Genomic DNA, 13242 nt, shown 5'->3' on the forward strand with positions numbered 1-13242 from the left:
CGCACAACCCCTGTAGGAGTGAGCCTGCTCGCGATTGCGCTGTGTCATTCAGCAGTGATGTGGCTGACCCACCGCAATCGCGAGCAGGCTCACTCCTACAAGGGTTTGCGTCTAAGGGGACATCTTCACTGGTATAAGGAACACCGCCGTCATGAACGACGCCACGCACACTCAACTGCGTCCCCTTTCCGACACATCACCTTCGGCCATCGTCGCCGGTTTCATTGCGATGATGACCGGCTACACCAGTTCACTGGTGCTGATGTTCCAGGCCGGGCAAGCGGCGGGCCTGACCAGCGGGCAGATTTCCTCGTGGATCTGGGCGATTTCGATCGGCATGGCGGTGTGCTCGATCGGCCTGTCGCTGCGCTATCGCACGCCCATCACCATCGCCTGGTCGACGCCCGGCGCGGCACTGCTCATCACCAGCCTCGGCGGCGTCAGTTACGGCGAAGCCATCGGTGCTTACATCACCTGCGCCGTGCTGGTGACGATCTGCGGGTTGACCGGCAGTTTCGAACGCTTGGTGAAAAAGATCCCGGCATCACTGGCAGCGGCATTGCTGGCGGGGATTCTGTTCAAGATCGGCAGTGAAATCTTCGTCGCCGCGCAACACCGCACCGGTCTGGTGCTGGGGATGTTCTTCACTTATCTAGTGGTCAAACGCCTGTCGCCGCGTTATGCGGTGCTCGCTGCACTGCTGATCGGCACTGCGCTGTCGGGCATCATGGGCCTGCTGGATTTCAACGGTTTCCACCTGGAAGTGGCGACACCGGTGTGGACCACTCCGCACTTCTCGCTGGCGGCGACCATCAGCATCGGCATTCCGCTGTTCGTGGTGGCGATGACTTCGCAGAACATGCCCGGCATCGCCGTACTGCGCGCCGACGGTTACAACGTCCCGGCTTCGCCGCTGATCACCACCACCGGCATCGCCTCGCTGCTGCTGGCGCCGTTCGGCTCTCACGGCATCAACCTGGCCGCCATCAGCGCCGCCATCTGCACCGGGCCGCACGCCCATGAAGATCGCAACAAACGTTACACCGCAGCGGTTTGGTGCGGGATTTTCTACGGGATTGCCGGGGTGTTCGGCGCCACATTGGCGGCGCTGTTTGCCGCGTTGCCGAAGGAGCTGGTGCTGTCGATTGCCGCGCTGGCGCTGTTTGGTTCGATCATCAATGGCTTGAGCATTGCCATGACCGAAGTGAAGGAGCGCGAAGCGGCGCTGATTACCTTTATGGTGACGGCTTCGGGGTTGACGCTGTTTTCGATTGGTTCGGCGTTCTGGGGGATTGTCGCGGGGGTTTTGACGCTGCTGATTCTGAACTGGCGTAAAGCGCAGGCATAAAAAAACGGCGACCCTCAGGTCGCCGTTTTTTTCAGTATCACTTAGCCGCGTTGATCGGCTTTTCCGGATACCAAACGTCCAGCAGCGGGCTGATTTCAGCCTTGGTCAGCTCGGAACGGTTTTTCAGCCAGGCTTCAACGGCAGCGCGCTGCTCTTCGTTGACCGAGCCACGCTTCTGCAGGCAAACCAGACCGAAGTCGTCGCCGCCAACATAACCCAGACCATTGGCTTCCATGGCTTCTTTGATGAAGGCTTCGAGGAAAGCGTCAATGGCTTCATCAGACAAGTCTTCTTTGAAGTCCAGGTTCAGTTCGAAACCCAGCTCTTGGAATTCATCAACGCACAGTTTTTTGCGCAGACGCTGGGAACGGTTAGTCGCCATTGGAACAATCCTCTTAAGTAATAACGGCCGGCACTTTACCAGTTTAAGCGGTTGATTGCCCGCCTCTCTGGCCCCTGAAGCAGACCGCCTGTAAAAAAATAACGTATTGGCCGGCCCGGACAAGGCACAAGCTGTAACACCTTGGGGCATAATGCCGACACTTTCATGACCGCTGAGGGCTTTTTCATCCATGTCCTCGTTATTTTCCCCTCGACTGTAGGGTTTTATTTCATATGATCAAATCGTTGCGTCCTCTGCTTCTCGCCGGCCTTCTTCTGCCGCTGGCCCTGCCTGTTTCTGCTGCCACCATCAATACGTCCCTGACCCCCAACGTCGAAAAAGCCCTCAAGGCGAGCAAATTACAGCCCAGCGCCCTGTCGCTGGTGATGGTGCCGCTTGACGGCCCGGGCACGCCGACCGTGTTCAACGCCGACGTGTCGGTCAACCCGGCATCGACCATGAAACTGGTCACCACCTACGCGGCGCTGGAGATGCTCGGCCCCAATCATCAGTGGAAAACCGAGTTCTACACCGATGGCGACCTGAGCGGCGGCATCCTCAACGGCAACCTCTACCTCAAGGGTGGCGGCGATCCGAAGCTGAACATGGAAAAACTCTGGCTGCTGATGCGCGACCTGCGCGCCAACGGCGTGACCCAGATCACCGGTGATCTGGTGCTGGACCGCAACTTCTTCGTGCAACCGCAACTGCCCGAGTTCAACGATGACGGCAATGACGAGAACAAACCGTTCCTGGTCAAACCGGACGCGCTGCTGGTCAACCTCAAGGCCCTGCGCTTTGTTGCTCGCAATGACGGCGGCCGCGTGCTGATCTCGGTAGAGCCGCCGATTGCCAGCATCCACATCGAAAACACCGTCAAAGCCGTCAACTCCAAGCAATGCGCCGGCGGCGTGCGCTACAACCCCGTGCCGCAGGCCGATGGCAGCGTGACCGTGACAGTTGCTGGTCAGTTGGGCGACGGTTGCAGCTCGCAGACGTACCTGTCGCTGCTCGACCACGCGACCTACACCGCAGGCGCCGTTCGGGCGATCTGGAAAGAACTGGGTGGCAGCATTCAGGGCAAGGATCGTCTTGCCTCGACGCCGAATAACGCCAAACTGCTGGCGCGCGCCTACTCGCCGGATCTGGCCGAGATCATCCGCGACATCAACAAATACAGTAACAACACCATGGCCCAGCAGCTGTTCCTGAGCCTCGGGCAAAAATTCCGCAACGACGCCGACGGTGACGACGCCAAGGCAGCCCAACGCGTAGTGCGTCAGTGGCTGGCAAGGAAAGGCATTACCGCGCCGCATCTGGTGATGGAGAATGGCTCCGGCCTGTCCCGTGCCGAACGCGTCAGCGCCCGTGAGATGGCAGCCATGCTGCAAGCCGCCTGGCACAGTCCGTACGCCGCCGAATACATCAGCTCGCTGCCGATTGCCGGCACCGACGGCACCATGCGTAAACGCCTGAAGACCACCGCGATGCGCGGCGAAGCCCACGTCAAGACCGGCACCCTGAACACCGTGCGCGCGATTGCCGGCTTCAGCCGCGACGTCAACGGCAATACCTGGGCGGTGGTGGCGATCCTCAATGACAAGGCACCGTTTGGTGCGTCGTCGGTGCTGGATCAGGTGCTACTGGATCTCTACAAACAGCCGAAGACAGCACAAACCGCTTCGGTCCTCTGATCACCGCTACCCTGTAGGAGTGAGCCTGCTCGCGATTGCGTCAGTTCAGATGAATCAATTTGACTGACACACCGCAATCGCGAGCAGGCTCACTCCTACAGGGGGAATAGCGTCGCGGTTTAGCTCATCTGTTCAACCCGATCCCGCCCGCCCTGTTTGGCCGCGTACACGCCCGAGTCCGCGCGCAGCAGCAGTGAATCCGCGCCCTCCCCCGGTCGCCAACTGGCGATGCCGAAACTCGCAGTGACCACGCCGACCACATCCACCGGCGCACCGCGCAGCCCTTGCCACAATTCCACCGCCAGCATGTGCGCATGCTCGCCGTCGATGTCCGGGCACAACACCATGAATTCCTCGCCGCCCAGACGACAGAACACATCGGTACGCCGCAGACGATGGCCAATGCGCTCGCACACTGCTTGCAGCACCCGGTCGCCCACAGCATGGCCGTACTGGTCGTTGATGCGTTTGAAGTGGTCGATGTCGAGCATGATCACCGACAACTCGCCGCCACCCCGTTCGACCCGGGCCATTTCCGTGGTCAGGCGCTCCTGAAAGTAGCGACGGTTATGAATCCCGGTCAGCGAATCGGTGACTGACAGCGCGCGCAGTTCTTCCTCGACGCGCTTCAGATCGGAAATATCCGAAATATAGCCATGCCACAGCACGCCGCCGCCGGGCAGTTCCTCCGGCGTCGCCTCGCCGCGCACCCAGCGCAGACCGCGCTCGGGCAATTGCACGCGGTATTCCTCGCGCCACGGGCTGAGGTTGTCGGCCGACGCCCGAATCGAGGTGCGCACGCGGGTGATGTCCTGCGGATGAATACGGGTAAAGATCGCTTCGGCGTTGAGCAACAGCACGTCCGGCTCCAGCTCGTAGATCTCGCGGATGCCGTCGCTGGCGTAGATCACGCTGAAGCGCCCGTCGAATTCCATCTTGAACTGGTAAATGCCGCCGGGCACGTGAGCGCTGAGTTTCTTCAGCAGCACATCCCGCGCCGCCAGGGCCTCGTGGACGCGCTTGCGCTCGGTGATGTCGATGCATATCGCCAGATGCCCGACCCACAGGCCCTGCTCATCAAGGACCGGGGTGGCGAGCATGTTCACCGGAAGATGGCTGCCATCACTGCGCACCAGCGTCCATTCGCGCGCTTCGTGACCACCGACTTCCCCGCCCTCGACCAGCATCGCGTGGCAGGTCGGGATGCTCTTGCCGTAGCGCGCACTCAACTCTGCGGAGCGTGTCGTCAACTCCCGTGGCAGGTGCAGATTTTCCAGGGTCATGTGGCCAACGACATCGGCGCTGCTGTAGCCGAGCATCTGTTCGGCGCCGGGATTGAAGGTATTGATTACCCCGCGCAAATCGGTGGCGATGATCGCGACTTGAGTCGCGGCGTTCAGCACCCCGCGCAATTGACCGTGGGTACCGCGCAATTCCTGCTCACGCTCGTGCAGCTCCTGCGTGCGCAACTCGACCAGGCGCAAGGCGCGCTGGCGTTGGCTGACCAGCACATAGAGCAACGCGCTGAGCAGCAGACTCAGCAAGCCGCCGAGAATGATCACGCTGCCGACCGACGAGTGATTGGCTTGCATGAAGGCTTCGCTGGGCGCGATATCGACCTGGTAGTCATGATCGGCCATGCGCACCAGCCGCGTCGCCGCCAGATCACTCAGCGCTGGCTCATTGCTGGATTCGAACAAGACCTCGTGCTGATCATTGGTCGACAAATCGAGAATGCGCACTGACAGGTAGTCATGAAATGCATCCGGCAAGCCATCGGCCAGCAACTGACGCATGCTGATCACCGCCATCACATAGCCGAACGGCTTCTGCTGGCCACCCCGCATCACCGGAGCAACCAAAAGCACTCCACGTGCGTAGGACGGCTCGATACTCACCAGATGCATCGGTTGCGACACCGCCAGACCACCGCGCTTGTCAGCGCGCTGAAGCGTGTCCCGACGCAGCGGTTGGGCCAGCAAGTCATAGCCCAAAGGCGAGCCGAGGCGACTTTGTGTCTGGCTGAACAGCACGGGCACGTATTCATCACGCACGCCGGCCAGTTGCAGCTCGCCCTGCGCATTGAGTTCACGAATGGTAAAGGTGCTCAGCCCCTCCTCGCGCACGCGCTGCTCAAAAGCGTCGCGCTCGGCAGCACTGACCCGCAGCGCAAACGAATAGGCCTGGGTACGCAGCAATAAAGGGTGGGTATAACCGTCGAATTCAGCGCGGGACACCGATTCGGAGTTGGCGAAGAAACGGCGCAAGCCGTCGAGGCGTTGCTCCTGATCCTGAAAGCGTTCTTCGATGCGGCTGTAGCGTTCATTGGCCAGCAGTTGAAAACGCTGACGCAATTGTTGCTGAAATTGATTGAGGGTGGCCCAGGCGAGCAGCCCCGTGAGAATCCCGCCGGCGAGCAATACCAGCATCGCGACCAGCCAGGCCGAGACTTCTTCGCTGATAAAACCCAGGATCTTCGGGCGCACGGGGTGCAACGACATAAGGGCAACTCACCACAGCAACATTTCGGGGATACCCCCATTGGCCATGAGTGAGTTATAGCTATTAGCCATTAATTTGGCTAGCGCTGATCGGATCCAAGAGCCTTTCAAAATCAAGGCTCTGTGGATCCAACCCGGGCAAGTGTCAACGAGCCGTGATTTTCCAGGCGCGGTGGATCTTGGTGTTGCGCGCGAAATCCGGATCGATGGTCTGCGCGCTGATTTCCTCAACCGCATAACGCTCGGCGAGGTTCTCTTCCAAGTGGAACTTGCGGAAGTTGTTGGAGAAGTACAGCACCCCACCGGCTGCCAGACGGGCCATGGCCAGGTCGATCAACTGCACCTGATCACGCTGCACGTCGAAGATGCCTTCCATGCGCTTGGAGTTGGAGAAGGTCGGCGGATCGATGAAGATCAGGTCGTATTCGTCACGACTGCTCTCCAGCCACGCCATCACGTCGCCCTGCTCCAGACGGTTCTTGTCGGAGAAACCGTTCAGCGACAAGTTACGTCGGGCCCAATCGAGGTAGGTTTTCGACAGGTCGACGCTGGTGGTGCTGCGCGCGCCGCCCTTGGCCGCGTGCACACTGGCCGTCGCGGTGTAGCAGAACAGATTGAGGAAGCGTTTGCCCGCCGCCTCTTTCTGAATGCGCATGCGCATCGGACGGTGGTCGAGGAACAGGCCGGTGTCGAGGTAGTCGGTGAGGTTGACCAGCAGTTTCACGCCGCCCTCGCTGACTTCGTTGAACTTGCCTTGCGCGGCCTGACGCTCGTACTGCTTGGTGCCGCTCTGGCGCTCACGACGCTTGACCACCACGCGGCTCTTGTCGACGTTCAACGCCTGCGGAATCGCCGCCAGTGCGTCAAACATTCGCGCCGAGGCTTTTTCCGGGTCGATGGACTTCGGCGCGGCGTATTCCTGGACGTGCACCCAATCGTGGTACAGGTCGATCGCCATGGCGTATTCCGGCATGTCGGCATCGTAGACGCGGTAGCAATCGATACCTTCGCGCTTGACCCACTTGCCCATGGCCTTGAGGTTCTTTTGCAGACGGTTGGCAAACATCTGCCCGCCTTCGCTCAAGCGCGGCTGCTCGATCACTGGTGCCGGGGCTGGCGTCGGTTTGATCGGGTTGCCGTTCTTGTTGAACTTGCGCTCTTGCGGCTCGTCCGGAGTCTGATCGTAAGCCGCTTGCTCACGCTCAGCCTGACGCTGCTCCGGAGTACGACGCTCGCCAGTGACGAACTGATCCGGCAGCACTTTGATCAACAACAGCTTGCACGGCAGCGCGCCGTTCCAGAACGAATACTGTTTGTGGCTGCGGATACCCATGCGCTTGCCCAGATCCGGCGCGCCAGTGAATACCGCTGCTTCCCAGTTCAGGCAGGCCTGACGCAGGCGCTCACCAAGGTTCTGGTAGAGGTACAACAGGCTGGCTTCATCACCCAGACGCTCGCCGTACGGAGGGTTGCAGATCACCAGACCTTTCTGGTTCTGGTCCGGACGCGGCTCGAACGTCGCGACTTCGCCCTGGTAGATCTTGATCCACTCGCTCAGTCCGGCACGTTCAACGTTGTTGCGGCCAGGCTGAATCAGACGAGGGTCAGCTTCGTAACCACGAATCCACAGCGGCGGCTTGGCCAGACCGGCAGCGGCGCGCTGGGAAGCCTCTTCGTGAAGTTTCTTCCACAGGGCCGGTACGTGACCGAGCCATGCGGTGAAACCCCACTGCTCGCGACGCAGGTTCGGCGCCATGTCGGCGGCAATCATGCCCGCTTCGACGAGGAACGTACCAACACCGCACATCGGGTCAGCCAGCGCGCCGCCTTCAGCCGCAATGCGCGGCCAGCCGGAGCGGATAAGAATGGCTGCCGCGAGGTTTTCCTTCAGCGGTGCCGCGCCCTGCTGCAAGCGATAGCCGCGCTGGTGCAGGCTGTGGCCGGAGAGGTCGAGGGACAGAATCGCTTCGCCGCGATCCAGACGCAGGTGAATGCGCAGGTCCGGATTGAGCTTGTCGATGCTTGGGCGATCGCCCTGCGGGGTGCGCAGTTTGTCGACGATGGCATCCTTGACCTTCAAGGCGCCGAAGTGGGTGTTGTCGATGCCCGAGCCATGGCCGCTGAATTCGACGGCCAGAGTGCCATCGCTGAGCATGTGGTCTTGCCATTCGACGTCAAGCACGCCGTGGTACAGGTCTTCGGCGTCCTTCATCGGGAAACGCTTGAGCACCAGCAACACACGGTTGGCCAGACGCGACCACAAGCACAGGCGATAAGCGGTTTCCATGGTCGCCATGCCACGCACGGCGGAAGTGTGCTCGCGGGCTTCTTCAAGGCCAAGCCCGACGGCTTCCTCGATGAGCAGGCCTTCAAGGCCTTTGGGGCAAGTGAGGAAGAGTTCGAAACGGTCGGACATGGTATTTCCAGAGCCTTTGGCTAGTGAATCGGCAACGCATTGCCGATCCGGTTTTCAATCAGGCGCTTTTCTACAAGAACGCCCGCGTGGCACGAAGGTGTGCCATTCCATCCCCGCTGCTCGGGTTAAAAGAGCTTAGATGCAAGGACAGAGAAAAAAGTTGGTGCAACAAAAAGACTTAAATCGACCCTTCGTCGAATAGTACCTGACGCTAAACGTGGGTCATTCTCACTAAAGAATTAAGCCCATCATCGTGCGCGGGGCCGATCATACCGGGGTTTGCTGAAAAAACATTCATGAAACCCTCGGTTACTTATGGCTGTAGCACTATTTTCGTTACGTCCTTATGACAAAACGATCATTCCCTCGGTGTGACTCATTGGTTAGAACTGAACACAGGTTGACGTCGCAACGGCGTCAACACCTTGGCTCGCCACGCCGGCAGCGAGCCGCCCCACGGCAGAGTTTTTCTGCCAGACCTCGGTTGAGGTCAACGCGACACAAACAGTCAACAAGTGAGGGAAACACCCTATGAGAAGACTTAAGCGTGATCCGTTGGAAAGAGCATTTTTGCGCGGATATCAATATGGCGTTGGTGGCAAATCCCGTGAGCTTTGCCCATTTACTCTACCGTCGGTACGCCAAGCCTGGATCAACGGCTGGCGAGAAGGACGCGGCGACAACTGGGACGGTATGACCGGCACTGCGGGAATCCACAGACTCAACGAACTTCACGCCGTCGGCTGACACAGGGCATTTATTCCGACACGACAATCTGAATTTGTAACGACTTACCATGCACGTCCTTCCCGGACGGCGGGCTGCGGCCCAGGGGCTCCTTCGAGGAGCCCTTTTTTATGCCTGTTCAGCCGCAAAATAATCCTTGTGGCGAAAGGGCTTCAGAGATTACCGGATCCTGTGGCGAGGGGATTTATCCCCGTTGGGCAGCGAAGCAGCCCCAAAACCATCCGCCTCGGTGTGCCAGGTCAATTGAAGGTTCTGACTTCACGACTGCTGCGCAGCCGAACGGGGATAAATCCCCTCGCCACAAATCCCCTCACAGTTACTTGCGCAGTGCGGCGATGGCGTCTACCGATTCGCGGATCAGCGCCGGGCCTTTGTAGATGAAGCCAGAGTAGATCTGCACCAGGCTGGCACCGGCGAGGATTTTCTCGGCCGCGTGCTTGCCTTCAGTTATGCCGCCAGCGGCGATGATCGGCAAACGACCGCCCAGCTCACCCGCCAGCACTTTCACAGTATTCGTGCTCTTCTCACGCACCGGAGCGCCGGACAGACCGCCCGCCTCGTCGCCATGCTCCATGCCTTCAACGCCCACCCGGCTCAGCGTGGTATTGGTGGCGATCACCGCGTCCATCCCGGTTTCGAGCAACGCCTGGGCGACTTGCGCGGTTTCTTCGTCGGTCATGTCCGGAGCGATCTTGATCGCCAGCGGCACATGCTTGCCGTGACGCAGCGCCAGTTCGGCGCGGCGCGTGGCCAGGTCCGCCAGCAACTGCTTGAGCGAATCGCCGAACTGCAGACTGCGCAGACCCGGGGTGTTCGGCGAGCTGACGTTGACCGTGATGTAACTGGCGTGGGCGTAGACCTTGTCCAGGCAGATCAGGTAGTCGTCCACCGCACGCTCGACCGGGGTATCGAAGTTCTTGCCGATGTTGATACCCAGCACGCCTTGGTATTTTGCCGCTGCCACCCGCGCCAGCAGGTTATCCACACCGAGGTTGTTGAAGCCCATGCGGTTGATGATCGCCTCGGCTTCCGGCAGGCGGAAAATCCGTGGTTTCGGGTTGCCTGGCTGCGGACGCGGGGTCACGGTGCCGATTTCGACAAAACCGAAACCCAGCTGCGCGAAGCCGTCGATGGCCGCACCATTCTTGTCCAGACCCGCCGCCAGACCCACCGGATTAGGAAACTCCAGGCCCATGACGGTGACCGGCATTTTTGCCGGTGCCTTGCACAACAAGCCGTTTAAGCCCAAACGCCCACCCGCGCCGATCAGATCCAGCGACAGATCGTGGGAGGTTTCCGGGGAAAGTTTGAACAACAGCTGACGGGCCAGGGTGTACATGGGCGGCAATGACTCGGGCGGCGAAAAGAGGCGGCGATTATAGCCGGGCATGGGCCTGCGGCGCGAGGCGCACGCGTAAATCGACGCAAAACCGAATGTCCATTTACCAAATCGCAGGCAAAGAAAAGCCCGGCCTAAGCCGGGCTTTTCTCAGAGCGGCGGGTAATTACTTACCTTGAGCTTCAACCTGCGCTTCTACGCGACGGTTTACAGCGCGGCCAGCTTCAGTTTTGTTGTCAGCAACTGGGCGGGATTCGCCGTAGCCGATCGACTGAACGCGGGACGATTCAACACCGTACTGGTTGGTCAGAACTTGCTTAACGGCGTTTGCACGACGCTCAGACAGTTTCTGGTTGTAAGCGTCAGGACCGACGGAGTCAGTGTGACCTTCAACAGTAGTGGTGGTGGATGGGTACTGCTTCATGAAGTCAGCCAGGTTCTTGATGTCGCCGTAGCTGTTTGGCTTCACAACCGACTTGTCGAAGTCGAACTTAACGTCCAGCTCAACACGAACAACTTCAGCAACTGCCGGGCAGCCATCAGCGTCAACAGTTACGTTGGCTGGGGTGTCTGGGCACTTGTCAACGTTGTCGCAAACGCCATCGTTGTCGCTGTCGGAGCAGACTTCAGCTGGTGCTGGAACTGGAGCAGCAGCAGGCTTGGAGCCGCCACCGAAGTTCACACCGATACCGACGGTAGGAGCCCACTCGGTGTCGCCCTGGTCGATGTTGTACTGAGCTTCAACGCCGGCACGGGCGTAGAAGTTGTCAGTGAAGTACAGTTTGGCACCAGCGCCCAGGTTGGCGAAGGTGGAACGGTCACGACCGCCGGAACCGTTCTGACCGATGCTCTGATCGGAGAAACCAGCCGATACGTACGGACGCAGCATGTCGCCTGGGTTGTTGAAGTGGTACAGAGCGTCCAGAGCGGTGTTGGCGCCCTTGATGTTACGGCCGTCGTCAGAACGCACGTTGTGCACTTCGTCGTAGCCCAGACGCAGTTCAACGTCGTCAGTTACGAAGTAACCGACAGAGGCACCGAACAGGTTGCCGTTGTTTTTGAAGTTACGAGCGCTGTCGAATTGTTCTTTCTTTGCGAAGCCTTCGATTTCAACTGCGCCTTGGCCTTGTGCCAGAGCGCCGAACGAAGTGGCGGCAATCAGAGAACCAATGGCCAAGCCCAAGGTGTTTTTCAGTTTCATCCGTTAAATCCCCATCTGGTGATTGTGAAGCAGTCCCGCAAACCGGGGGACAACTCGGCGGCAAGTCTATCAGAACTTGCCTACACGTAAGAGATATTTGCGCCGAACTAAGTTTCAGCAATGCCTGCAAATTTCTCACGCAATTTATCTAGAGCACGTTTGTAACGCATTTTTGTCGCACTCAAACCCATGTGCATGATGTCTGCGATCTCCTGAAATTCCAGCTCTGCGACAAATCGTAGCACCAGAATTTCGCGGTCAATCGGGTTCACATACACCAGCCAGCGATCAAGCCCGCCCTTCTCCTCGGGTTTTGGCGCCTTTTCTTCGGACGCTTCCTCAAGGGGGTCAAGACTCAATGCGTCCATCAAGCGACGCTTTCGCCGTTCCTTCCGATACTGCGTAATACATTCGTTGTACGTGATGCTGTATAGCCATGTCTTGAACTTCGATTTGCCCTCGAAGTTCTTCAGGCCGTACAGCACCTTCAACATGACTTCCTGACAGACATCGTCTGCGTCGCGATCGTTCCCAAGATATCTCGCACAAACGTTAAATAATGTTCGCTGGTAACGCCGCATCAGTTCTTCATAAGCGCGCGTTACGTGAAAAAGCTCGGTATGCGAGCGCGCGACCAACTCCTCATCAGAGAGTTCGCGGGGGTCGTAGCGCGTGGATAGCGTTTGGGCTTTATTCAAAACAAGTCGTGCCGACAGTCAGGTCAATGTCCACCGCAACCAGCCTCAGCTGGCATTTTGCGGCGGCATACATTAGCAGGGTTTGCCGGGTTAGCGGCTACTCACATGCTGTTCCAGCAGGATCCGATTGGAAAGAGAGACTAGCTCACCCTCATCGGTCAGCAATGTGGTTTTAACCGTGCCGATCTCTTCGATCTGGCCTTCGACCTCGCCAACACGCACTTGTTGCCCAACCTGGTACAACTCACGCACATAGATTCCCGCAAGAATCTGACCGGCAATTTCCCGGCTTCCCAACCCCATGGCCAGCGCAACCGCCAGACCAACGGTAATCAATACGATGACGATCACATGGTTCAGCAGGTCAGTCTTGACCTCAAGCTGACTGATCGCGACCGAGATACTGATGATGATCACCAGCCCTTGTGCAATTCGCCCCAATCCCGAAGCGTAGTCCAGGCCTACGCCTTCTGCCGCCCCGCGCACCAGACCATTGGCCAGTTGAGCGAGCAAAACACCTACCAGCAACACCAGCGCGGCGCCGAATACTTTCGGCAAATACAACGCCAGCATATCCAGCGTAGCTGAAACTCGCTCAAGGCCAAGGGACTCTGCTGCAGAAACAAGGAAAATCAGCAGAACGAACCAATAGACGATCTTGCCGATCAGGGTCGAGATCGGTACTTGCAACCCCGCACGCGACATCAATTTGGTCAGCCCGGTGCCGCCCATCAGACGATCGAGGCCCAGCTTGGCGAGCAACTTGGACAACAAGGTATCGAGCAGCTTGGCCACGACGAAACCCAACAGCAGCACAACCAGTGCGCCGAACAGGTTCGGGATGAAGTTGGCGACTTTGGTCCACAACGCAGTCATTGCAGTGACGAGGCTCTGAGTCCAGAGATCAAGTTCCATA

General features: G+C 59.0%; 10 protein-coding genes. 3 read left to right on the top strand and 7 right to left on the bottom strand.

Going from position 1 to position 13242, the window contains the following annotated elements:
* The first annotated feature begins 151 nt into the window (after positions 1 to 151).
* The gene (locus JFT86_RS27070) at positions 152 to 1348 is read left to right on the top strand and encodes a benzoate/H(+) symporter BenE family transporter (protein WP_201239145.1); all 1197 of its coding nucleotides are present in this window, start codon (positions 152 to 154) and stop codon (positions 1346 to 1348) included.
* 37 nt (positions 1349 to 1385) lie between these two features.
* Here the strand turns inward: JFT86_RS27070 and JFT86_RS27075 are convergent, their stop codons facing one another.
* Positions 1386 to 1730, bottom strand: a complete 345-nt coding sequence (locus JFT86_RS27075; protein WP_201239146.1) for a YggL family protein — start codon at positions 1728 to 1730, stop codon at positions 1386 to 1388.
* A 233-nt stretch (positions 1731 to 1963) separates the two neighbouring features.
* Between JFT86_RS27075 and dacB the strand changes: the two genes are divergently transcribed.
* Entirely contained in the window at positions 1964 to 3424 is a 1461-nt protein-coding gene (gene dacB / locus JFT86_RS27080; RefSeq protein WP_201239147.1) for a D-alanyl-D-alanine carboxypeptidase/D-alanyl-D-alanine-endopeptidase, read from the top strand.
* 119 nt (positions 3425 to 3543) lie between these two features.
* Here the strand turns inward: dacB and JFT86_RS27085 are convergent, their stop codons facing one another.
* Both JFT86_RS27085 and rlmKL read right to left on the bottom strand, forming a co-directional pair.
* Positions 3544 to 5925 carry a diguanylate cyclase gene (locus JFT86_RS27085; protein WP_201239148.1) on the bottom strand — a complete coding sequence of 794 codons (2382 nt, stop codon included), beginning with the start codon at positions 5923 to 5925 and terminating at the stop codon, positions 3544 to 3546.
* Between the two features lie 145 nt (positions 5926 to 6070).
* Positions 6071 to 8341: a bifunctional 23S rRNA (guanine(2069)-N(7))-methyltransferase RlmK/23S rRNA (guanine(2445)-N(2))-methyltransferase RlmL gene (gene rlmKL / locus JFT86_RS27090; protein WP_201239149.1), complete on the bottom strand. Its 2271-nt coding sequence runs from the start codon at positions 8339 to 8341 to the stop codon at positions 6071 to 6073.
* Positions 8342 to 8872: 531 nt separating this feature from the next.
* Between rlmKL and JFT86_RS27095 the strand changes: the two genes are divergently transcribed.
* Positions 8873 to 9088 carry a ribosome modulation factor gene (locus JFT86_RS27095; RefSeq protein ID WP_003223300.1) on the top strand — a complete coding sequence of 72 codons (216 nt, stop codon included), beginning with the start codon at positions 8873 to 8875 and terminating at the stop codon, positions 9086 to 9088.
* Positions 9089 to 9404: 316 nt separating this feature from the next.
* On the opposite strand, the gene JFT86_RS27100 is transcribed toward JFT86_RS27095, so the two are convergent.
* The 4 genes from JFT86_RS27100 to JFT86_RS27115 all read right to left on the bottom strand — a co-directional run bounded on the left by JFT86_RS27100 (position 9405) and on the right by JFT86_RS27115 (position 13241).
* Complete coding sequence (locus tag JFT86_RS27100; RefSeq protein WP_201239150.1) at positions 9405 to 10427, bottom strand: quinone-dependent dihydroorotate dehydrogenase; 1023 nt, start codon at positions 10425 to 10427, stop codon at positions 9405 to 9407.
* 166 nt (positions 10428 to 10593) lie between these two features.
* On the bottom strand, positions 10594 to 11628 hold the full coding sequence (locus JFT86_RS27105; RefSeq protein ID WP_201239151.1) for an OmpA family protein: 1035 nt from the start codon (positions 11626 to 11628) through the stop codon (positions 10594 to 10596).
* A 107-nt stretch (positions 11629 to 11735) separates the two neighbouring features.
* Positions 11736 to 12326, bottom strand: a complete 591-nt coding sequence (gene sigX / locus JFT86_RS27110) for an RNA polymerase sigma factor SigX (protein WP_011333251.1) — start codon at positions 12324 to 12326, stop codon at positions 11736 to 11738.
* A 90-nt stretch (positions 12327 to 12416) separates the two neighbouring features.
* Positions 12417 to 13241 (bottom strand): mechanosensitive ion channel domain-containing protein, encoded by an 825-nt coding sequence (locus JFT86_RS27115; protein WP_007916401.1) that lies wholly within the window; start codon positions 13239 to 13241, stop codon positions 12417 to 12419.
* Position 13242: the final 1 nt, after the last annotated feature.

The organism is Pseudomonas sp. TH06 (assembly GCF_016651305.1).
In the GTDB taxonomy this organism is placed as follows: domain Bacteria; phylum Pseudomonadota; class Gammaproteobacteria; order Pseudomonadales; family Pseudomonadaceae; genus Aquipseudomonas.